Consider the following 23818-nt stretch of genomic DNA (forward strand, 5'->3'; position numbering starts at 1 on the left):
ATATTGATTATCGTTAGAGATAAGTCAGTATTATGCAGTAAAAACACAAACTCTTAAATTTTCCCAGCCACAGAGGTAAATAGTCAACTAAAACAAAAAATAACTACTTAACTGCAATGTCTGAAAATCTCAGCACAGCTAACAATTAAAAGTTTAATCTAAATTCTAAAATTCCATGACTCTTCCCAATCCTGGTAGCGTCTTGGCTACATTAACTGAACTCACACAAGTTAATCGCACCCACGCTTTATTGCGTCGTGTTAAAGACCTACCAGTAAACGAGTTTGTTTGCTTATTAGACTTTATCACTGCGGAATTTCAACAGTTTCTTAGAGCCATTGAGCTAATTAATAATGAAGCTCTAGAAACTATGTTAGAAAATGTCTTAGAAGCAATCACACTCAAGATTGGACAAATTCTCCAAGCTGAAAATACAGCTATTTTTTTAGTTGACTATGATAAAGGCCAATTATGGTCAAAAGTTCCCCAAGATAATACGCAAAAATTCTTAGAAATTCGCACCCCAATTACTGTTGGCATTCCTGGTCATGTTGCCAGTACAGGGCAATATTTAAACATTGTCGAAACTGCTACCCATCCTTTATTTAGTCCAGACTTAGAAAAACAAATGGGCTATCGCATTCATAATCTTTTATGTATGCCTGTGGTGAGTAGTAAAAATCAAACTGTAGCAGTGGTTCAGCTAGCTAATAAAACTGGCAACATTCCATTTAATGAAGAAGATGAAAATAGTTTTCGAGATTTTGCTGCTTCCATTGGCATTATTTTAGAAACCTGTCAATCTTTTTATGTAGCTGCGAGAAATCAACGTGGGGCAACGGCTTTATTGCGCGCTACTCAAACTTTAGGGCAAAGTTTAGATTTAGAAGCAACGTTGCAAATTGTTATGGAACAAGCCCGCATTTTAATGCAGGCAGACCGCAGTACGCTGTTTTTATTACGTAAAGAAATGGGCGAACTGTGGACGAAAGTAGCAGCCGCATCTGACCCGGCAACTTTCTTAGAAATTCGGATTCCCGCCAATCGCGGGATTGCTGGATATGTGGCTTCTACCGGAGAAGCACTCAATATTCCTGATGCTTATAAAGACCCACGTTTTGACCCTAGTACAGATAGAAGAACTGGTTATTATACGCGGAATATTTTATGTTTGCCTGTATTTAATTCTGCTAACGAATTAATTGGAGTTACCCAGTTAATTAATAAGCAACAAGGGAGTTTTACTGCCTCTGATGAAGAGTTTATGCGGGCATTTAATATTCAAGCCGGAATTGCTTTAGAAAATGCCCGATTATTTGAAAATGTCTTGTTAGAAAAACAATATCAAAAAGACATTTTACAAAGTCTTTCGGATGCGGTAATTTCTACAGATATGATTGGGCGGATTGTGACAATTAATGATGCGGCTTTGGAATTATTAGGCTGTCCTTTAACAGATGCTAATAGTAAAGGGAATAAATTATTTTGGGAACAAAATTTAATTGGTCGTTTTGTTTGGGAAGTTGTACCAATTGACAATTTACAAATTCGTTTAGAAGACAGTTTGACGACTGGTGCTAAACATTATGTGCCGGAGCAAAGTTTGATAGTCGGGCTATATAAAGTTTTAAGTTTAGATGGGCGAGTGAGTAGCGATTCTCCAGACTCGGCAACTAGTACACAAAACTTAATTTTAGCAGTGCGCGATCGCTTCAACCCAGAAGTTTTTGTACCTTGGAATTTACCCCTCACGCCCCCATCGCAGTTAATACCCGAAACTCAAGTAGAACAGTTAGAACGCAGTCTTAATCTCACTGTCAACCCATTAACCAACCCAGAAGGCGGTGTGCGTGGCGGCTTAATCGTCTTAGAAGATATTAGCCAAGAAAAACGCCTCAAAACTACCATGTATCGTTACTTAACTCCCCACGTTGCCGAACAAGTCATGGCTTTGGGAGAAGATGCCTTAATGGTGGGTGAACGCAAAGACGTAACAATTTTATTTTCTGATATTCGTGGTTACACCACACTCACCGAAAATTTAGGGGCGGCGGAGGTAGTATCGCTGCTCAACCAGTATTTTGAAACAATGGTAGAGGCAGTTTTTAATTATGAAGGGACTTTAGATAAATTTATTGGTGATGCTTTGATGGCGGTGTTTGGTGCGCCGCTACCACTGACAGAAAATCACGCTTGGCGGGCGGTGCAGTCAGCGTTAGATATGCGTCAACGTTTGGCAGAATTTAACCAACGGCGGATTATTGAAGAACAACCCCAAATTCGCATCGGCATCGGGATTAGTTCAGGAGAAGTGGTTTCTGGTAATATCGGTTCTCACAAACGTATGGATTATACCGTGATTGGTGACGGGGTGAATTTAAGTGCGCGTCTAGAAGCTGTGACAAAAGAATATGGTTGTGATATTGTTTTGAGCGAGTTTACCTACCAATTATGCAGCGATCGCATTTGGGTGCGACAGTTAGATAAAATTCGTGTCAAGGGTAAACATCAAGCGGTGAATATCTATGAATTAATCAGCGACAGAGAAAAACCACTAGATGCTGACACCCAAGAATTTTTATTTCATTATCATGCAGGTAGGATAGCTTATTTGGGGCGTGATTTCACTCAAGCGATCGCTTGCTTTAACGCAGCTAAATATATTCGTCCCAAAGACCAGGCTGTTGATATGCACCTAGAACGCGCCCACAATTATCAAAAAAATCCACCGCCAGATTCTTGGGATGGTGTTTGGACAATTGTTACTAAATAGGGCTGGCTGAAAAAGTTCTTGGGTGGGGGTAGGGTTGGGGGAAAGACAGGCAACAGTTTCACTCATATTTTGACCAATTTTTTGGCTGACCATAAACAGGCTTGAGGGTGACGCATCAAAACGAAAAATCAAAGTGATCTGGGGGTATCCTCATCAAAAACCCGTCTGTTCCCTTTTAACCAATTTCAATCGACAATTTTGATGCATCAGTCCCATCTTCATGACTCTCCATTGTGGAAATTTAACCCTCAGCGTCTTCCCCTGGACTTTTAAAAGGATCTTCACCAATATGTAACTCTTTCTTACTATGTTTTAACTGCTTCCATAAAGCTTTGATTTGTTCATAAGCGTCTTCTGGCGGCAGTTTTCCACCTGTTTCTAAACTACAGACGTAACTAACTTTCTGAGCAAATTCTTGAAGATTAGCATTAAATACTAAGTTTTCTGGTTTAACCTGCCCATAATAGCGGCCACGAGGGTAGATAAAATCACTTTTGTTCATTATGTTGGTCTCCATTGATGAAATTCTCCGATTAACGTAATATCTGAAAGTTCAGTAATTAGCTATTTTCAGCAGTTTTGAGGCAAGCACAATTTAGTCACTCTCATCAACTGTTAAACAGAAGTTGTGTGCGAATCGTCTATAGTGTACCCACCTGCTAATAGCTAATTCAGATCCCCGATAATTAATTTCTGATTAAGTCTGATGAAAACTTAAATCATATGGCTATAGGTTTTAATTTATACCTCTTTTTACTGATTAATTTACTTGTAATAATAGATATTATCAGTGACTAAGTAAAAAAATGTACTCTTATAAAATAATCAATATTTGCTAAATTCACCTCTACTAGAAGCCAGATTTTACAAGTTACATATTTGTGTTCAGCTTTTGTCAGGCAAACTTAACAAATAACCCAAATGTCTTTGTTCCATCAGTTTTTTGACTATACAAGTCTTGCAAAGAAGCAATACAAGTCAAGCACAGATGACATTAATACAATACTAAAATCTACCAGCTACACTTAAGTAACAAATTTTCTCCGGTGTAAGTCTAAACATTGAGTCCAACCAATCAATTTACTTATGAAGAGCATAAGTAAATCTACGTATAAAAGTTCAGGCAGTAATATAGCAGTCTGTGTAGGAATGACTAAGAACAGGGTGTGGGGTGTAAGAGAAAAACGCCCCTCCCACACCCTACAAGGTACAAGCCCCTGCTCTTAAGTATGGAGAAAATAAAAGGTAAAAGTAAAAAGGTGAGCCATTGCGGTGGACGGGTTTCCCGGCATAAGCAAATGGTGAACCCGAAGGGCAAAAGGCAAAACGCTGTAACTTTTTACTTTTGACCTTTAACTTGATAAAAAGATGTGTGGCGAGATACTTAGTACGAGAACGAGCGCGTCCTTTTTGAAACCCCTGCTTTTAAATATGGGCTTCCCTACACCCCTTTCATGAATATACTTACTCCTGAGTAACTAACGCATATTATCAGTCCAAAAAAATAATTGAGAAAGCCAAAGGTATTTCTACGCTAATCATCATTTAAATTGCACGTTGATACCAGATTTTTTGACTGTTATCTATTCATTGTTTTTTCCCCCACCAGTGATATTCGCTCATCAAAAGTATCAGACTCATATTTGATTGCTGAAAAACATCCAAAACATCAAAAAAAAGCTGTTTCCTACTTTCTACGGCCTACGCTTAACTCCCAGCCCATACAGATAATTTCCCAAATCAAACCAGATTGCTATAGATGCCTAAGTAATTAACTAATTTCTGTTAACTAAAGATAAAATGGTGAAGCCCGAAAGGACACAAGCTGCTCATTGCTGAAATCTTTACTTCCTACCATGTCAGTTCATTCCAAGTTATACGAAGGCAAAGCGAAAATACTTTATACAACAGACAATCCAGAAATTTTGCTAGCCGATTTTAAAGATGATGCAACTGCATTTAACGCCCAAAAGCGCGGCAGTATTATCGGTAAAGGAAAAATTAACTGTAGTATTTCTACTCAGCTATTCAAGCAATTAGAAGTTAAAGGTATAAAAACTCACTTTATTGATAGCCCAGCCCCCAATCAAATGCGGGTGAAAGCAGTCAAGATTTTACCAATAGAAGTAGTTGTCAGAAATATTGCGGCTGGGAGTCTGAGCCAACAAACAGGATTACCTGTAGGTACAGTTCTGAAACAGCCGTTGGTTGAGTTTTATTACAAAAACGATCAATTAGGAGATCCTTTGTTGACACGCGATCGCCTATTCTTAATGGAACTAGCCACACCGGAACAAGTAGACGAAATTACCAATCTAGCATTGCAAATCAACGATTTTCTGCGTGACTTTTGGCAAGAGTGCGGCATTACTTTAGTAGACTTCAAACTAGAATTTGGTTTGGATGGACAACAGCAAATACTCTTGGCAGATGAAATTAGTCCAGACACCTGTCGTTTATGGGACACAGCAGAAACAGACCCCAACCGCCGGGTGATGGATAAAGACCGTTTCCGGCGAGACTTAGGCAAAGTAGAAGATGCTTATCAGGAGGTTTTACAACGAGTGCTGCAAGTAGTAGAAAGTAAAAATTAAATTTAATCGTAAGTTGTCAATGGTCATGAGTATTGACCATTGACTGTTGACCAATGACTATTAACTATTGATTAGTGTGTGGTGTGCGGACGTGAAGAGGAATGTAAATAAAATGCGTTTATCCCCTGTATTAATAGCAGCTGTCGCAATTGCAGCACCTTTGCCTGGGACTATCAGTGCAAATGCCCAAACTACTGAAGATTTACAAAAAACATCGGAAATTTTAAAATCTGCTGCAAATCAAGATTTGGATGGCGAGCAATCATCTTTGGTTAAATTTACCGAAGTCAAGGTACTTGCAGAAGCGCAACCCCAAACTTTAAAGCAGTCAGCCGCCAGCCTAACACCGGGGATTATAGTACCAACCACTACAAAAACTTCGCAAAATCAACCAACAAACCCAGATTCAACTCCACAGCCAGAAACACTTCCTGAGACACAACCAACTCCAGAAAATGTTACTCCACCCACAGTGGAACCTGCTGCGCCTCAATCTCCTGCAACTACTCAACCAGAAAATACTACCCCACCAACAATACAACCTGTTCTACCCACAACACCAGGAACCACTCAACCAGGCACAGAACCAGAAAACACTACCCCGCCAACAATACAACCTGTTCTACCCACAACACCAGGAACCACTCAACCAGGCACAGAACCAGAAAATACTACCCCGCCAATAATACAACCTGCTTTTCCTACAACGCCAGACACAACTCAACCTAGTGGCAATAGTGAAACCACAGAACCGCGAGTATTAGTATCAGAAGTTTTGGTGCGCTCCCAGACAGGACAATTAACACCAGAGTTGGAAAATCAGGTGTATCAAGTTATTCGCACTCAACCAGGACGGACAACCACCCGTACCCAATTGCAAGAAGATATTAACTCGATTTTTGGCACAGGTTTCTTTTCCAACGTGCAAGCACAGCCAGAAGATACACCCTTAGGTGTACGAGTCAGCTTTATTGTGCAACCTAACCCCATCTTGACCAAAGTCCAAATTCAAGCAAATCCTGGCACTAATGTAACTTCTGTATTGCCATCCAATACTGCTGATGAAGTCTTTAAGGATCAGTACGGCAAAATTTTGAATTTGCGCGACTTACAAGAAGGCATTAAAACTTTAACCAAACGCTATCAAGACCAAGGTTACGTATTAGCTAACGTCATAGGTGCGCCTCAAGTTTCCGAAAATGGAGTTGTGACGCTGCAAATCGCCGAGGGTATAGTTGAAAACATTCGAGTTCGATTCCGCAGTAAAGAAGGTCAAGAAACAGATGACCAAGGCAGACCAATCAAAGGACGCACACAGCCATACATTATTACGCGGGAATTGCAGTTAAAGCCGGGACAAGTTTTTAACCGCAATACAGTTCAAAAAGACCTGCAACGGGTTTATGGGTTGGGATTGTTTGAAGATGTGAATGTTTCCCTTGACCCTGGTACTGACCCTAGCAAAGTTGACGTGGTTGTGAACGTAGCAGAACGCAGTAGCGGCTCGATCGCAGCAGGCGCTGGTATTAGTTCTGCTAGTGGATTGTTTGGTACAGTTAGTTATCAACAGCAAAACCTCAACGGTAGAAACCAAAAATTAGGCGCAGAAGTCCAGGTAGGACAAAGGGAATTATTATTTGACCTACGCTTTACCGACCCTTGGATTGCTGGCGATCCCTATCGGACTTCTTACACAGCCAACATTTTCCGTCGCAGTTCCATTTCCCTAATTTTTGATGGAAAAGATGACAATATTGAAACTTTGAAAAATCCTACCGACAAAGATGGCGATCGCCCTCGTGTGTTACGCTTAGGCGGCGGTGTCACCTTCACCCGTCCCTTGTCTGCTAATCCCTACGAAAGATCAGAATGGACAGCTTCGGCTGGGTTGCAATATCAACGCGTTTCTACCCGTGATGCAGATGGGAATATTAGAAAACAAGGTACAATATATGACGGCAAAGGCGGTCATGGAAACACAATTCCCTTAAGCTTCTCCAATACAGGGGAAGACGATTTATTACTACTACAACTTGGCGCCCAACGCGATCGCCGCAACAATGCTTTACAACCAACTAATGGTTCTTACCTTCGTTTTGGGCTTGACCAATCAGTACCAGTTGGGCTGGGTAATATTTTGCTCACCAGATTGCGTGGTAGCTACAGCCAATACATTCCCGTTCAACTCACAAACTTTACCAAAGGCCCGCAAACACTTGCCTTTAACATCCAAGGCGGAACTATTTTAGGTGACTTACCACCTTACGAAGCCTTTACCCTTGGCGGTAGTAACTCTGTGCGGGGTTATGAAGAAGGAACCCTCGGCAGTGGCAGAAGTTACGTCCAAGCATCGGTTGAGTATCGCTTCCCAGTCTTCTCCATTGTTAGTGGCGCAGTATTTTTTGATGCTGGTAGCGATTTAGGCACTAGTACCGCAGCGGCTGAACTTCTCAGAAAGAATGGGAGTGGCTACGGTTATGGTTTGGGTGTGCGCGTGCAGTCTCCCCTAGGGCCAATTCGGATTGACTACGGAATCAACGATGAAGGTGACAGCCGCATTAACTTCGGCATTGGCGAAAGGTTCTAAAAAGTATGAAGTCTGACACTAGCTTTTTCAGACTTCATACTTCAGACTTCAGACTTTCTCTTGACTCTTTGACCATTGACCCTTGACTATTTATTAAGGTGTATTAAATTTTCGCCTATGCAACAGCACACCATAGCAGGGGAAATCTACCAAACCGGAGTAGGGCTGCATAGCGGTATCACTACCAACGTGCGGATATTACCAGCCCCAGTAGGCAGTGGACGTTATTTTGTGCGGGTAGATTTGCCAGATGCGCCGATAATTCCGGCGCAAATTGCAGCTGTAAATCAGACAGTTCTCTCAACCCAATTAGGTAAAGGTGAAATATCTGTCCGTACAGTTGAGCATTTATTAGCAAGCTTGGCAGGTATGGGTGTGAATAATGCCCGCATCGAAATTGATGGCCCAGAAGTACCGCTTTTAGATGGTTCAGCGCGCATTTGGGCAGATAGTATTGCCCAAGTTGGCTTACAACCACAAACATCTGCTGAAGACTATATAACCTTGACAGTCAAAGAGCCAATCTGGGTTTATCAAGAAGATGCTTTTGTCTGTGCTTTACCAGCAGCCGAAACCCGCTTTAGTTATGGGATTGATTTTGACTTACCCGCAATTGGTAATCAATGGCATAGTTGGTCATTAGCTGCTGATATAGACGTGGCAGCACCTAGTTTCGCGGCGGAAATTGCACCTGCTCGTACTTTTGGTTTATTACATCAAATAGAATACTTACAACAAACAGGATTAATTAAAGGTGGCAGCTTAGACAATGCCCTCGTTTGCGGCCCTGATGGATGGTTAAATCCTCCATTAAGATTTGCAAATGAGCCAGTCCGTCATAAGATGTTGGACTTAGTAGGAGATTTGAGTTTATTGGGAATTTTCCCGCAAGCTCACTTCTTAGCGTATAAAGCCAGCCACAATTTACACATTCAACTCGCTCAAAAGATTTTAGCTGCACAGCAAAATTCTAGCGACAAAATCTGAGGGGTCTTTGCGCCATCCTAAGTAAATTTTTATAGTCAAAGTCAACCAAACTGCCAATGACAATTCTCGCCGAAGTCAATAGTAGCGATGCGATCGCATCTTCATCTACCCCAACTGCCCCGGAAATCAAAAAAACCTTCACCTCTGAAGAGATTCAGCAGTTGTTACCCCACCGCTACCCCTTTTTACTCGTAGACAAAATTATTGACTACGTACCAGGAAAGCTTGCCGTGGGCGTTAAAAATGTTACTATTAACGAACCTCAATTCCAAGGACACTTCCCCGGTAGACCATTGATGCCAGGCGTGCTAATTGTCGAAGCAATGGCACAAGTAGGCGGTGTTGTCTTAACACAACTGCCCGAATACAATGCAGGTGGACTGTTTGTATTTGCTGGTATCGATAAAGCTCGCTTCCGTCGGCAAGTTGTCCCTGGTGATCAGCTAATCATGACAGTGGAACTGTTGTGTATCAAACAACGTCGGTTTGGAAAGATGCAAGCCAAGGCCGAAGTTGATGGACAGTTAGCTGCTGAAGGCGAACTGATGTTTTCTTTAGTTGGTTAAAAACTTGCTGTGAAGTCTTGGTGCAACCGTGATGTGCCTTGACTCACCCCTGAGAAAGGATAGCAGGTAAAAAAATCACCTACAATAGCTTTTTAAAATTTCTTGATTTTCGCTGCCCTCTCTGACGAGACGCTACGCGAACACACTCAACTTGCTTTGCCCCACACATTCGGCCACTGAAGTTCTAAAAACTCAGCAACGCCAGTTGCTTCGCTGCACTGGCTTCTCAAGACAGTTCTGGAGATTCACCCTTGAAGACTCTTATTCATCCAACGGCTGTAGTTCATCCTAAAGCGGAACTCCACCCTACAGTGCAAGTCGGTGCCTATGCTGTGATTGGAGCGCACGTCAAAGTCGGCCCTGAAACAATTATTGGCGCTCATGTAGTGCTAGAAGGGCCTTGTGAAATTGGGGCGCGAAATCAGATTTTTGCAGGTGCAGCTATCGGTATGGAACCCCAGGATCTCAAATTTGTGGGAGAACCTACCTGGGTCAAAATTGGTGACGACAATGTAATTCGAGAGTATGTCACCATCAACCGCGCCACAGGCGAGGGAGAAGCCACTATTATCGGCAATAACAACTTGCTGATGGCTTATGTTCATGTGGCACATAATTGCATAATTGAAGACCATGTGATCATACCTAACTCGGTAGCTTTAGCAGGTCATGTACATATCGAGTCTCGTGCCAGACTAGGTGGCGTTTTAGGTGTGCATCAATTTGTGCATATCGGTAGACACTCAATGGTCGGGGGAATGTCACGCATTGACCGAGATGTGCCACCCTATATGCTAGTTGAGGGTAATCCTGTACGTGTCAGAACCCTAAATTTAGTAGGGCTGAAACGCTCTGGTATGGCAGCTAACAATTTGCAAACCCTAAAAAAAGCCTTCCGAATTCTCTACCGTTCTGGCTTGACTTTCAAAGAAGCATTAGAACAGTTAGAACAATTAGGAGATACAGAAGAACTACAGCACCTCCGCCGCTTTATCCTGCTGTCTCAAATGCCAGGAAGACGCGGTTTGATTCCTGGAAAAGGTAAAACTTCTAGCGCGAGTGATGAGTCTTAAGGTGGTTACTGGGAATTAGAAGAAGGCAGAAGGCAGAGAGCAGCACGTTGCGGGGGTTCCCCCCGTTGTAGCGACTGCAAAGAGGCAGAAGGCAGTCCTGATGAAACTTGTTTTATAGCCAAGCATGAAAGAGCGAGTACTATGCTTACTCAGCACTTTTAACTCAGCACTCAGCACTTTCAAGCTAGAAGGTGAAAACATAACTAACTGTTCGGAAAATTTGCTCTTCCAAAATGCCATATTCCAAATGCTATTTGCTGTAACTGCTAATTCTCAGCTTTTATATCTAAGAATTTTTACAAGATTTTTAATTATCAAATGCGGATATTTATCAGCACTGGCGAGGTGTCTGGCGATTTGCAGGGGTCGCTGTTAATTAAAGCGATTCAACGTCAAGCTGCTGCTGTTGGGTGCGAATTAGAAATTGTTGCCCTTGGTGGGGACAAAATGGCAGAGGCGGGAGCCAAGATTTTGGGCAATACTAGCGGTATTGGCTCAATGGGTCTTTTAGAATCGCTGCCTTATGTCTTGCCCACTTTATTAGTACAACGAAAAGCGATCGCCTATCTCCAGCAAAATCCCCCAGACTTGGTTTTGCTAATTGATTACATGGGGCCAAATCTCGGCATCGGCACTTATATGCAGAAAAATCTGCCCGGTGTGCCTGTGGTATATTACATTGCCCCTCAAGAGTGGGTGTGGTCGATGAGCTTGCGAAACACTTCTCGCATTGTCGGCTTTACAGACAAACTCTTAGCTATTTTCCCTGAAGAAGCACGTTACTATCAAAACAATGGCGCAAATGTTAGCTGGGTAGGACATCCATTAATTGACAGGATGCAGGATGCACCTAATCGTCAGGCGGCGCGTGCCAAATTAGGAATTGCATCAGAACAAATTGCGATCGCCCTTCTACCTGCTTCTCGTCAGCAAGAATTAAAATATCTTGTACCAATAATTTTTCAAGCCGCTCAAACCATCCAAGCTAAGTTACCAGAAGTTCATTTTTGGATTCCCTTATCTTTAGAAAGCTTTAGAGAACCAATTGCCGCAGCAATTCAAAGTTACGGTTTACGAGCGACAATTATATCTGGTCAACAAAAAGAAGTTTTTGCGGCGGCAGATTTTGCCATTACTAAATCTGGCACGGTGAACTTAGAATTGGCACTTTTGAATGTGCCGCAAGTTGTAGTTTATCGGCTAAATCCGATTACAGTCTGGATTGCGCGCAAAATTCTGAAAGGTTCTATCCCCTTTGCTTCACCAGTTAACTTAGTGGTGATGAAGGAGATTGTGCCAGAGTTATTGCAAGAAGTTGCTACACCAGAAAATATTACCCAAGCCGTGATGGAAATACTACTGAATCCTGAACGCAGACAGCAGACCTTGACAGATTATACCGAAATGCGAAAATCTTTGGGAGACCTTGGTGTATGCGATCGCGCTGCTCAAGAAATTTTGCAAATGCTCAATGAAGTATGAAGTATGAAGTATGAAGTATGAAGTATGAAGTATGAAGTATGTAGAGGCTTTTAGCGGCTTGCCGCCGGCTAGTCTGAATTCTGAAGTGTGAGTTAAAAACAGGCTAAGAGTAGATTACTTCTTACTCAGCACTCAAAACTCAGCACGCTGCTCAACGCCTTGCTACCGCTAACAGCACTCAAAACTCAGCACTGAATGAAAAAACGACGACCAATCGCAGTTGATTTATTTGCAGGTGCAGGTGGCATGACCCTGGGCTTTGAACAAGCGGGTTTTGATGTTTTAGCATCTGTAGAAATTGACCCTATCCACTGCGCCACCCATGAGTTTAACTTTCCTTTTTGTACAGTATTGTGCAAAAGTGTAGAAGACACCACAGGCCAAGAAATTCGCCGACGTTCCAAAATAGGTGATCGTGAAATTGATGCGGTGATTTGTGGTAGTCCCTGCCAAGGTTTTTCTCTTATGGGTAAACGGGTATTTGATGACCCGCGTAACTCGTTAGTATTTCACTTTCATCGTTTGGTGTTAGAGTTGCAACCAAAATATTTTGTCATGGAAAATGTTCGCGGAATTACAGTTGGTGAACATAAACGCATCCTCAAAAGTTTAATTAGCGAGTTTCAAACCCACGGCTATCAAGTCGAAGAAAATTATCAAATTCTCAACGCCGCTCATTTTGGTGTACCCCAATCTCGTGAGCGATTATTTCTCTTGGGTGCGCGAAAAGATGTTCCCCTACCAAAGTATCCTCAACCAATTACCCAACCAGCAAAACCCCATAATTCTACACAAAAAAATGATTTGCCAATAGGGCCGACTGTGTGGGATGCAATTGGCGATATTCCAGAAGTAGAAAACTATTTAGAGTTATTAGCAAAAGATTGGATAATTGCCGAGTATGGCAAGCCGAGTAATTACGCATTGATTTTGCGTGGTATGAAAACTTTAGCAGATGATTATAGCCGCGATCGCCAGTTTGATTCCCGCATTCTTTCTTCTAGCTTTCGCACCAAACACTCACTCAACACAATTCAACGTTTTTCGGAAACTCCCCAAGGAGAAAGAGAACCCATTAGCCGCTTTTATAAATTACATCCGGCTGGTGTCTGCAATACATTAAGAGCCGGAACAGATAGAACAAAGGGTTCCTTTACCTCTCCGCGACCAATACATCCACATACACCCCGTTGCATCACCGTTCGGGAAGCTGCACGCCTGCATTCTTACCCAGACTGGTTTAGATTTCACATAACTAAATGGCACGGCTTTCGCCAGGTAGGCAATTCTGTACCACCGTTATTAGCAAAAGCTGTGGCAAAAGAAATTATTCGGAGCTTGAATTTATCACCTATAAAGCCCAATTCTTCCCAGCAATTAGGAGATGAATCACTATTACAGTTGAAAATATCACAAGCAGCACAGCGGTATTCAATCAACGAGAGCAAGCCGATTTTCTAAAGTTGGTCACAAAATGAGTAATGTCTGCGGCGGACTGCACTTATTTTGGCATTGCATAAATGCGGTATGAATTAAGATGTCGAAGCAAAATGAAAGATTGATTTTTCGCGCAAAGGCGCAAAGGCGCGAAAAAAAATTCATCCCCTTAATCAGCAACTCCTTTTAAATGATTGCCGTTTAGCATATTGCTCATAAAAAATGGGTGTAAGTTCACAAAAACCTGACACCCAAACTTAAGCAATAATTTTGAAGTCAAACCAATATTTGATCTACCTAAACTTATAAAGGACGGTAGACGCGATAGTTAATTTCTGGGAAGATATTATCCATTAATTCAACTTTTTCTAACCAACCACTGTCAACTTTACCGACTTTGACATCCTCATAGAGTTTATTAAAGCGCATCAGGTGCGATCGCGTGCGGCGCACTGCATAAGGAACCATTGTCCCAGTCCGCATAATAAATGCCCAGTCAGAAGATTGTGCTAACAATAATTCCCGTGCAGCTTGGTTGAGAGCGCGCCATTCTAACTCATCTGCTGGTTCTAACTTCGAGATTTCAATCATCCGTTCTGCAGCTTTGTGCAGATGCTGATAAATCCAAGCATTGGTTTCATTTAACCAATACTCATGGAAACCTTTGTAACCCCAACTTGATTGCGAAGGACGGCAAACCTGTTGCGTTGGTTCTGCACGTAAATAATCTGCTAAGTGGGTCATTTGATATGTACCTTGGTCATACCATGACTTGCGGAACAAATAATCAATGAACCAAGGGCCTTCATACCACCAATGGCCAAATAACTCTGCGTCGTAAGGCGAAACAATAATTGGCGGGCGTTGCATAATATTGTAGAGATGTTCAGCCTGACGTTCGCGGTTATACATAAAGTTAGCTGCGTGTTCTGCTGCTTTTTCTCTTGCCCAGTAAGGGTCATAAAGTGCTTTATCTGATAAACCTAAGCCGCGTCCAGTAATTTTATGATACTTAATCCCTGTATTTTTGCGCTGACCATTGGGCATGATATAGGGTTTGATATATTCATATTCTGCTTCCCAGCCCAAGTCTTTATAAAACTCTCGATATTCTGCTGCGCCTGGATAGCCAACTTCCGAAGACCATACTTGTTGGGAAGATTCATGGTCACGGCCAAAAGCTGCCACACCTGTTTCGGTAAAAATTGGCGCGTAGCTACCAAAACGGGGACGGGGACGAGCGTAAAGAATACCATGTCCATCAGTGAGGAAGTAACGCAACCCAGCATCCGCCAGCATCCGTTCCAGACCTTCGTAATAGGCACATTCTGGCAACCAAATACCTTTAGGTGGACGACCAAAGGTTTGTTCGTAATGTTCGCAAGCTACTTGAATTTGCGCCCACACGGCTTGTGGATACATTTTCATCAACGGTAAATAGCCGTGAGTAGCACCACAAGTGATGATTTCCAAATTATTGGTGTCTTGGAACTGCTTAAACGCAGTCACCAAATCACCGTTGTAGCGTTCCCACATCTGGCGTGCTTCATTAAACTCTGTAGCGTAGTGTTCAGCCAGATAACGAATGTGTCCGTTGTGGGCATTATGCTCGACTTCCAGTTCTGTCAGTTCTTCTAGTTTGGCTAAGTGGGCATCATAGCGTTCTTGCAACAAAGGATCGCGGAGCATTGACACTAAAGGTGGTGTCATACTCATCGTAATTTTAAAGTCGATACCGTCTCGCTTTAAGCCTTCAAAAACTTTCAGTAAAGGAATGTATGTTTCGGTGATAGCTTCATATAGCCATTCTTCCTCTAAGACATAATCACTTTCTGGGTGACGCACGAAAGGCAGGTGTGCATGGAGTACAAGCGCGACGTAGCCAATAGCCATAGTAATTCCGGGGTGATACTTCTAAAATTGAAAGCCGAGGGATTTGGCGGAAATTAACAATATTTTAAGACCTTCTGGGGATCGTGGTAGTGCGATTGTATTGAGAAAGTTGGATTTGCGGGATAAGGCGTTATGGCAAAAGGACAGGACAGACGAAAACTAATGCGGACTCAGTAGCTTGATTTGATGGGAAATATTTATTAGGACTTACGCAAAAAAACTCTCAAACTCTCATTTCTCCGTGAACTCTGCGTCTCTGTGGTTCGATTTTTCGTAGGCTGTGCGTAAGTCCTATTTATATCAGACTTTTGTTTTGATTGGCTTAAAAGTGAGCAATTAGAGCAGTTATCAATAATGATTGAATAACTATCTCATCGAATTTTTCAGAAGTGGGTAAAATCAAAATTAGCGTTGTTGTCATTTAATTAATATTCAAAGATTTAGATGTTAATTAATTAGTCATTAAAAGATATGACCTTACGCCCAAAACTCTACGTCTTATGGAGGATTATTGATAATTTATCTATGCCCAAATCCTCATAAAACCATCGTCTTAGGAGGAATAAAACCCAGAAAAAACTTATATTTTTTATGTAATTTTACGCGTTTATATCCGAAAAAAATAATTGCTATACTGTATGAACACTGTAAAGAAATAGCAAATTTTCAGCAAAGAAAATAAATTTGCTGATGAGTTTGTTATGGGTTGTCAAACCCATGTGATGAGTTAACGAGTTAGACACAATATATAGAAATATGAAATACTTCAGCAGCTTTGTTAGCACGCTGTTAATTGGCGCGGGAATTTTTTCTTTGCCCCAATTAGCTGCTAATGCGGTTACTTTGGGTAGTGGCGCGATCGCTTTTGCTCAACCACCGCGTCTAGTTAGTACTGGCACTCCCTATAATGATGCTAGTGCGCCGAATACAACTTACTACTTTACGGTAGAAGTACCATCAAATGCCGGGGAATCACTGCAACAAGTGACCTTTACCCAAGTTGCAGGGGTAGAAAATATTGAGTTCAATCAAAATGAAACTACGGCTTTTGTGGGAACACGCGATAGTCGTGGCGAAAAGTTAGAGCTTAAGTCTGTAACTAGCAAAGATCAACAAAATTTCACAGTTAACTTTGCTCAACCTATTCAACCAGGTCAAACTGTTACTATTGCGTTACGCCCCGATCGTAACCCCGCTAATAGTGGAGTTTATTTATTTGGTGTGAAAGGATTTCCCTCTGGTGAACAACCAGTAGGTCAATTTCTCGGTGTTGGTCGTCTGCAATTTTATCAAGACACCTATAGTGAGAGTTAATGAATGGGGAATAGGGAAACAACTTTTGACTGTTCCCTGTTCCCTGTTTATCCCAACTGATTAAATAAATCAGCCAAAACTACATTAGAAAATAAAAAACCTTCTGGGTCAGTTAAACGCAATCTTCCTTCGACAACTTCGACCCAACCTTTTTCCGAGTATGGTTGTAAGCAGTGATGGATTTTCGTCATCATTTGGCCAAAATCCCTCTCTAATAACGAGAGATTGATCCCTTCAGCTAAACGCAACCCTAACATTAAAGTTTCGAGTAATATGTCTGCGGGTGGAGTGACTTCGCAATCAATTACACAACCAGCTTTTACCCATTCAGAATATGCTTGAGTTTTGCGGGGACGAGTGAAGCGTTTTCCTTCTAAATAACTTGCTGCGCCCATACCAAAGCCATAATAAGGACGATTTTCCCAATAAACCCGATTATGCTGGCATTGATGCCCAATTTGAGCATAATTAGAAATTTCGTAATGTTCATAGCCTGCACCAGTCAATACTTGTTGACTCATTTGGTACATTTTGACTGTAGTTTCATCGCTGGGTAGAGGATTATCCCCTGGTTGGTAATAGCGACCAAATGCAGTTCCCGGCTCAATTGTTAAGTCATAGATAGATATGTGCGTTGGTGCAGCAGCAATAGCTTGAGTTAAAGAATCTTGCCATTGGTCTAATGAGTGGTGAGGTAGTCCAGAAATCAAATCTAAGCTGAATTCGGGAATCTCGACTTGGTGAATTAATTCTATAGCTGCAAAGATATCTGTAACTGAATGCGATCGCCCAGCTAATTTTAACAATTCTTCTTGAAACGCTTGTACACCCAAACTCACTCGATTTACACCCAAGCTGCGATAGCCTGTGATATGTGCTAAATCAAATGTTCCTGGGTCTACTTCCATTGAAATTTCTACTTGTGGTGCAATGCCAAAACGTTTTTCCAATGCTGTTAATATCCGTTCCAATTGCTCAATAGAAAGTAATGAAGGTGTTCCCCCACCAAAAAAAATTGTGTTAAGGGGTTTACCAAAATTGGGAGTGCTAGCAATTTCTTGACATAACACTTCTACATATTGGGAGATAGTACCAGAAGTTTCTCCCCGCAAGCGATCGCCTACCACAGACACAGGAAAATCACAATAAAAGCATCGCCGTCGGCAAAAGGGAATATGCACATAAGCAGAACTTACAATGCAAGAAATATCTAGTTTGTGAATCATTTTCAGCAATTATTACTTAACTTAACAAAGAATTAGAAAATCCCAAAATAAGTAGTTTTTTTACAGTTTCTTATCGTTTTACAACAAAACCATGAAAAATATTAAAATAAAGCTCTTTAGTTATAATATTTGCAGATATTCCCTGCTTAAACTCGTAGCCTAAGTCAATATTGATTATTCCCTTTTAGCGATGAAATCAAAGAAATTTGGCTTTATCGGGTAAAACAATTGCAGGAAAACAAGACAACCATGCTTGATGCCATTATCATTCTCTCATTTATCTTGGCAGCAGCAGGTGTAGGGTTCTACAGTACCGATTTGCTACCTGATGGTACGCTAGATCGAGTCACCAACCTAGAAGCTTTACGCCTCACCGTTGCTGTTTTTGCCGCCATCATTGGCGGTGCAGTCGGACTCAGTTTCCAGACAACCTATCGCCGCCTCGAAGCCCAAGTCCGGGAAATGCCACTCGAAGTTATCTTAACTCGTGCGATCGGATTAGTCATTGGGTTGTTGCTAGCCAACTTGATGCTGGCTCCGCTATTTTTGCTACCAATCCCACCAGACTTTAGTTTTATTAAGCCCTTGGTAGCAGTTGTGGGCAGTATTATTCTAGCGGTTACTGGTATGAATTTGGCAGATACCCACGGGCGAGGATTATTAAGGTTAATTAATCCAAACACTGTGGAAACAATGGTAGTAGAAGGTACATTAAAACCTGCTAATACCAAAGTGTTAGATACTAGCTGCATTATTGATGGTCGTATTGAAGCACTACTAGAAACAGGGTTTTTAGAAGGGCAGATTATCGTGCCACAATTTGTCCTACAAGAATTGCAACAAGTAGCTGATGCTAGTAAAGACCAAAAACGAGTGCGGGGAAGACGCGGCTTAGAAATTCTCAACCGCATTAAAGAAGCCTACCCCGATCGCATTCTCATTAATTCCATTGACTACGATGATATCGCTACAGTTGATGCAAAACTAGTCCGGTTTGCCCAAGAAATCAACGCTACCTTGCTTACTAACGACTACAACTTATCCAAAGTTGCCAGCGTCCAGAAAGTACCTGTATTAAACGTCAACGATTTAGTTAACGCCGTCCGTCCCACCTATTTACCAGGTGACTACCTCGACTTAAAAATTCTCAAAGAAGGGAAAGAACCAAGTCAAGGCATTGGCTATCTAGATGATGGCACAATGGTGGTCGTTGAAGAAGGCAGCAGTTATGTAGGTGGTGAACTACGAGTAGTAGTTACCAGTGCCTTGCAAACCTCCGCCGGACGTATGATTTTTGCCAAACCTCAAGCTTCAGCATTGGCGTGAGGGAAATGCCTGTTCAATCAAAATCAAATCTTCTATCAGTCCGTAATATCGGTGTAGTTAATCTGCACCGATTATTTATTTAATGTGGTGTTTAATTTCACTGCTTTCTACTGAGCTTGTAAAGATTGTAACTGCTCTATTGATAAGCCTGTAACTTGCGCTATTTGTTCTAATGGCATACCAGTGTTAATGAGATTTCTGGCAACTTCTATTAAAGCTTCGGCTTTCCCTTCAGCTTTACCTTCGGCTTTCCCTTCTTCTAAAATATCTTGGTAAATTACTGATTCGCGCATAATATCTGACCTCAAAATTCTTTTAATAACCTCTTGATCTAATACTAAACCAGCTAAAATTGCTGTGGCGGCAGCTATATGACTTTGAGTTTTTAATTCATTTAGCTGGTTAATTTGTTGCGCCACATTGTTAAGTATTGATTCCGGGTTATGCGTGCTACTTAAGGCTGCAAAAGGTAAAAGTCCTGGCGTTCGCAAGAATACTTCGGCTGGTTCTTCCCAGTTTTATCAAGTGATGGGTAAACGCTATACAAGAGTGAAGGAAATGTCAGGCTCAATTCGAGTTAAATTATGCAAACTTTGTAGTCAACCTGCACCTACGTTATATAGGGTTAAATACAAAGAAGACGGCGAATGGGTTTTTGTCTGCCCTCAATGTTGGCCAACAATTAGTGCAGATAACCCTTTTTATGTTTATGGTGGTACTTGGAAAGCTAAAAAAGTTAGAAAGTAGTATCAAGTTTTAATTTAGAATTAAAATTTTTATTGGGTTTACGGTAGGCGTGTTAAATGTGAAGCTGAGATGTTAATGTGATTATCAAAATTTCCAAATAAATTCTACATAATATAGCGATTCCCAGTTAAGTGAGGTACAGGTAATATTTTGAAACGCAGAGGGTCGCAGAGTTACGCAGAAATTTGTACTTCAGCAGACTAGGAAACGCTATATTTTAAATTTGAACATTAATTAATGCCTCGAAATCATAGTTCATAAATCTCTAATGGTAAGTTATCTGGATCTTTAAAGAAAGTAAATTTTTTACCAGTGATTTCATCAACTCGAATATCTTCCACCGCCACATTGTAAGACTGCAAATCAATTACAGCTTGCTCAATATCTTGAACTTTAAAGGCTAAATGTCTTAAACCACAGGCTTCAGGATTACTAGCTCTTTGAGGAGGATGAGGAAAGGAAAATAACTCAATTTGGCTATTTTCTCCTACTCGCAAATCTAATTTATAAGAATTACGCTCGGCACGAAATGTCTCTTGAATAATAGAAAAACCTAAAATCTCGACATAAAATTTTTTCGAGCGTTCATAGTTAGAAGCAATGATAGCTACATGATGAATACCAGTAGTTTGCATAAAAAATTGTTGACTAATAAAAAAATGAAGTACAAAGTCGTATTTTATTCTTGTTTATACAAGAAATAGCTATTTTTGTCAGTAGTTTGTAACAAAAGCAAAGAGCATCAGGATTCAGATACGTCATTTAACGTATATTTACTTTGGCTGATTTAACCAGTAACGTCGTCGAAGTTCGGATTATGTGCGTTTCCCAAAAATGATTGAAGCAGCTATCTATGCTGTCATAACTCATATTATTTTACATCTAGGTTATCAATCTTTGCTATTCCCCAAAAAATTAAATTGGGTTCTATAAACAAAGGTACTGCAAGTTTTGGATATAAAGTTTGTAGATAGTTAAATAATAAAGTGCGATCGCCCCCTTTGATCACCACGTTACTATTAGGATATAAATCCCACCACCCGGTTATAAAATCTTTGATTCCCGCTAATAAGGTGTAGATTACACCACTTTGAATAGCTTCTGGGGTATTTTGGGCAAACCTTGGTGGTAAAGATGTGAAAGTTTGCGTTTCTAATTGTGGTAATTGGCTGGTTTTTTCACCTAAAGTCGCAAATTGTAAACCTAGCCCTGGCAAAATTGCACCGCCAACTAAATTCTGTTGACTATCTGCACCTGTAAAAGTTAAGGCAGTTCCGGCATCAATTACTAAGATGGGAAATCCTAACTTTATCCCTGCACCCCACAAAGCCAAGGCGCGGTCAATTCCTAATGTGGGATAGGTATTTTTTAAAGGTATATTCTCTAAGGTAATGACTTTGACATTGGGGTAAGTTTGCCAAAGTGCGGTTTGACTAGGAACAACAGAAGCAATTACCAGGGGAAGGGGCGAAGGAAGGGTAAAAATCTTGGCTGGGAAATCATCTAAGGTTAGACCGTTACCTAACTGCTGTATAACTGAATCAGGGAGATAGTCTGTATTCCATGTACAGTCAAGGGTTTCGCCTACGAATAACCCCCAATGTAGTCGGGAATTACCTATCTCTAAAGCCAGCCAAGGTTTATGTATACGCGGTTTCACTCTTTTGATTTTTTTAAGATAACTATAGAGTTTTTAATAAAAATTTACATTTAAACCGTGTCAAAATAGAACAAGCGGAATAAATACTCATTGTGTTTGAGAGGGGATTTATGGTATCGCTCACCGAGAAAACAGAAAAAAGGTTGACAATACAGACTGAGGATATTTCTCAAGATACGACGGCAATTCGCTCTCTAGATTGGGATCGAGATCGCTTTGATATTGAGTTTGGTTTACAAAATGGTACTACCTACAACTCATTTTTGATTCGCGGTGAGCAGATTGCCTTAGTTGATACCTCCCATGAGAAGTTCCGTCAGCTGTATTTTGATACGCTCACAGGCTTGATTAATCCTCAAGATATCAATTATTTGATTGTCAGCCACACTGAGCCTGATCATAGCGGCTTAGTGAAAGATTTGTTACAAATGGCTCCAGAAATTACCGTTGTGGCTTCCAAAGTCGCAATTCAATTTTTGGAAGACTTGGTACATCAGCCATTTAAACGGCAGATTGTTAAAAATGGCGATCGCTTAGATTTAGGTAACGGTCACGAGATAGAATTTGTAATTGCGCCTAACCTGCATTGGCCAGACACAATCTTCAGCTTCGACCATAAAACCCAAACCCTATTTACTTGCGATGCTTTCGGAATGCACTATTGCTCCGATGCGACATTTGACGAAGACTTAAAAACTATTGAAGCTGATTTTAAATATTACTATGAATGTCTGATGGGGCCAAATTCGCGCTCAGTACTGTCTGCATTAAAGCGGATGGGCGAATTACCTGAGATTAAAATGATTGCTACAGGTCACGGGCCGTTACTTTATCACAACGTTGAGGAACTCACCCAACGTTACCGCAAATGGAGCCAGAACCAAGCCAAACCAGAAACCACAGTTGGAATATTCTACGTTTCAGAATACGGTTATAGCGATCGCCTCGCGCAGTCAATTATCAACGGTATCAACAAAACCGATGTCGCTGTAGAAGTAGTAGATTTGGGTTCAGCCACAGATTTACAAGAATTGCGCGAACTAGTTGGGCGTTGTTCGGGGATAGTTATTGGTGCGCCGCCATCTGCTGGTGATACCATTGCTCAAGCCGCACTCAGCACCGTTTTAGGCTCGGCTAAAGATAAACAAGCCATTGGTATATTTGAAACTGGCGGCGGTAACGATGAACCGACTTACCCACTGTTGAACAAATTCCGGGCGTTGGGACTACATATCGCATTCCCGGTGATTCAACTGAGCGAAACTCCCAGTGAAAATACTTACAAGCAGTGTGAAGAAGCAGGCACAGACTTAGGGCAGTGGGTCACACGCGATCGCAGCATCAAAGCGATGAAATCCCTGAGTGCAGACTTAGATAAAGCTTTGGGTAGACTCAGTGGTGGGTTGTATATTATTACCGCCAAAAAAGGTGATGTTTCCAGCGCGATGTTAGCTTCTTGGGTAGCGCAAGCCAGCTTCAAACCCTTGGGCTTCTCCATTGCAGTTGCCAAAGACCGGGCGATTGAATCCTTAATGCAAGTAGGCGATCGCTTTGTGTTAAACGTCTTAGAAGAAGGCAATTATCAAACACTCATGCGCCACTTCCTCAAACGGTTCGCCCCCGGTGCAGACCGCTTTGCAGGTGTGCGAACCCAAAGTGCCGAAGACGGTACACCCATCCTCGCCGACGCTTTAGCATACATGGAATGCGAAGTCGTCAGCCGGATGGACTGCGGTGACCACTGGGCAGTATACAGCACCGTCAACGGTGGCAGAGTTTCCAAACCGGAAGCACTGACAGCTGTGCATCATCGTAAGGTGGGAAATCACTATTAAGGAATAGGACTTACGCACAAAGATTGTCTGTGAAGGCTGGGTTAATGGGTTTTGGATACATACACCCCTACACCCTTGATTTTTCCTTTTCATGCGTAAGTCCTGAGGAAGTATGAAGTCTGAAGTGTACTATTTTCGCTCAAGACTGTTCAAACATCCTGTGAAAAAGACGGGCGTTGCATAAATGCGGGATGAATTGAGATGTTTAACACAATACCGTTGCCAAAAAAAGAGTATGAAGAGGTAGGGCTGTCGTAGTAGAGTTATTGTCTTCCCAAACGACAACTCAAAAACTACGATTTAGCCCATGCCCGACAT

The 23818-nt window shown here is 41.6% G+C and carries 18 protein-coding genes; 12 read left to right on the forward strand and 6 right to left on the reverse strand.

Annotation, left to right across the window (positions count from 1 at the left end; translation table 11 throughout):
- Positions 1-175: 175 nt before the first annotated feature.
- Entirely contained in the window at positions 176-2773 is a 2598-nt protein-coding gene (locus H6G69_RS30705; RefSeq protein WP_190693062.1) for a GAF domain-containing protein, read from the forward strand.
- A gap of 241 nt (positions 2774-3014) precedes the next feature.
- On the opposite strand, the gene H6G69_RS30710 is transcribed toward H6G69_RS30705, so the two are convergent.
- Positions 3015-3290, reverse strand: a complete 276-nt coding sequence (locus tag H6G69_RS30710) for a hypothetical protein (RefSeq protein WP_190693064.1) — start codon at positions 3288-3290, stop codon at positions 3015-3017.
- Between the two features lie 1339 nt (positions 3291-4629).
- Here H6G69_RS30710 and purC point away from each other — a divergent pair.
- The 7 genes from purC to H6G69_RS30745 all read left to right on the forward strand — a co-directional run bounded on the left by purC (position 4630) and on the right by H6G69_RS30745 (position 13523).
- Positions 4630-5367, forward strand: coding sequence for a phosphoribosylaminoimidazolesuccinocarboxamide synthase (gene purC / locus H6G69_RS30715; protein WP_190693065.1), 738 nt, complete (start codon positions 4630-4632; stop codon positions 5365-5367).
- Between the two features lie 112 nt (positions 5368-5479).
- Positions 5480-7954, forward strand: coding sequence for a BamA/TamA family outer membrane protein (locus H6G69_RS30720; RefSeq protein ID WP_190693067.1), 2475 nt, complete (start codon positions 5480-5482; stop codon positions 7952-7954).
- A 117-nt stretch (positions 7955-8071) separates the two neighbouring features.
- A complete protein-coding gene (gene lpxC, locus H6G69_RS30725) occupies positions 8072-8941 on the forward strand; it encodes a UDP-3-O-acyl-N-acetylglucosamine deacetylase (RefSeq protein ID WP_190693069.1) in 870 nt (289 codons plus the stop codon).
- Positions 8942-8997: 56 nt separating this feature from the next.
- The gene (fabZ, locus tag H6G69_RS30730) at positions 8998-9507 is read left to right on the forward strand and encodes a 3-hydroxyacyl-ACP dehydratase FabZ (RefSeq protein ID WP_190693071.1); all 510 of its coding nucleotides are present in this window, start codon (positions 8998-9000) and stop codon (positions 9505-9507) included.
- A 251-nt stretch (positions 9508-9758) separates the two neighbouring features.
- Positions 9759-10580, forward strand: coding sequence for an acyl-ACP--UDP-N-acetylglucosamine O-acyltransferase (gene lpxA / locus H6G69_RS30735; RefSeq protein ID WP_190693073.1), 822 nt, complete (start codon positions 9759-9761; stop codon positions 10578-10580).
- 318 nt (positions 10581-10898) lie between these two features.
- Positions 10899-12062: a lipid-A-disaccharide synthase gene (lpxB, locus tag H6G69_RS30740; protein WP_190693076.1), complete on the forward strand. Its 1164-nt coding sequence runs from the start codon at positions 10899-10901 to the stop codon at positions 12060-12062.
- Between the two features lie 195 nt (positions 12063-12257).
- Positions 12258-13523: a DNA cytosine methyltransferase gene (locus tag H6G69_RS30745; RefSeq protein WP_190693078.1), complete on the forward strand. Its 1266-nt coding sequence runs from the start codon at positions 12258-12260 to the stop codon at positions 13521-13523.
- 279 nt (positions 13524-13802) lie between these two features.
- On the opposite strand, the gene H6G69_RS30750 is transcribed toward H6G69_RS30745, so the two are convergent.
- Positions 13803-15392, reverse strand: coding sequence for a glycoside hydrolase family 57 protein (locus H6G69_RS30750; protein ID WP_190693080.1), 1590 nt, complete (start codon positions 15390-15392; stop codon positions 13803-13805).
- Positions 15393-16148: 756 nt separating this feature from the next.
- Here H6G69_RS30750 and H6G69_RS30755 point away from each other — a divergent pair.
- Entirely contained in the window at positions 16149-16706 is a 558-nt protein-coding gene (locus H6G69_RS30755) for a DUF2808 domain-containing protein (protein ID WP_190693083.1), read from the forward strand.
- A gap of 47 nt (positions 16707-16753) precedes the next feature.
- Here H6G69_RS30755 and hemW read toward each other — a convergent pair whose 3' ends face one another.
- Positions 16754-17932, reverse strand: a complete 1179-nt coding sequence (gene hemW / locus H6G69_RS30760) for a radical SAM family heme chaperone HemW (protein WP_190693085.1) — start codon at positions 17930-17932, stop codon at positions 16754-16756.
- A 249-nt stretch (positions 17933-18181) separates the two neighbouring features.
- On the opposite strand from hemW, the gene H6G69_RS30765 reads away from it, so the two are divergent.
- Positions 18182-19258, forward strand: a complete 1077-nt coding sequence (locus H6G69_RS30765; RefSeq protein ID WP_190693086.1) for a PIN/TRAM domain-containing protein — start codon at positions 18182-18184, stop codon at positions 19256-19258.
- Between the two features lie 107 nt (positions 19259-19365).
- Here the strand turns inward: H6G69_RS30765 and H6G69_RS30770 are convergent, their stop codons facing one another.
- Positions 19366-19677: a hypothetical protein gene (locus H6G69_RS30770; protein WP_313952489.1), complete on the reverse strand. Its 312-nt coding sequence runs from the start codon at positions 19675-19677 to the stop codon at positions 19366-19368.
- A 28-nt stretch (positions 19678-19705) separates the two neighbouring features.
- Between H6G69_RS30770 and H6G69_RS34255 the strand changes: the two genes are divergently transcribed.
- Positions 19706-20005, forward strand: a complete 300-nt coding sequence (locus H6G69_RS34255) for a hypothetical protein (protein ID WP_242072249.1) — start codon at positions 19706-19708, stop codon at positions 20003-20005.
- A 248-nt stretch (positions 20006-20253) separates the two neighbouring features.
- On the opposite strand, the gene H6G69_RS30780 is transcribed toward H6G69_RS34255, so the two are convergent.
- Positions 20254-20640 carry a VOC family protein gene (locus H6G69_RS30780; RefSeq protein ID WP_190693088.1) on the reverse strand — a complete coding sequence of 129 codons (387 nt, stop codon included), beginning with the start codon at positions 20638-20640 and terminating at the stop codon, positions 20254-20256.
- A gap of 236 nt (positions 20641-20876) precedes the next feature.
- Positions 20877-21674 (reverse strand): pantothenate kinase, encoded by a 798-nt coding sequence (locus H6G69_RS30785; RefSeq protein ID WP_190693093.1) that lies wholly within the window; start codon positions 21672-21674, stop codon positions 20877-20879.
- Positions 21675-21775: 101 nt separating this feature from the next.
- On the opposite strand from H6G69_RS30785, the gene H6G69_RS30790 reads away from it, so the two are divergent.
- Positions 21776-23500 (forward strand): diflavin flavoprotein, encoded by a 1725-nt coding sequence (locus H6G69_RS30790; protein ID WP_190693090.1) that lies wholly within the window; start codon positions 21776-21778, stop codon positions 23498-23500.
- Positions 23501-23818: the final 318 nt, after the last annotated feature.

The sequence above is a fragment of the Nostoc sp. FACHB-110 genome (genome assembly GCF_014697425.1).
Taxonomy (GTDB): Bacteria; Cyanobacteriota; Cyanobacteriia; order Cyanobacteriales; family Nostocaceae; genus Nostoc_B.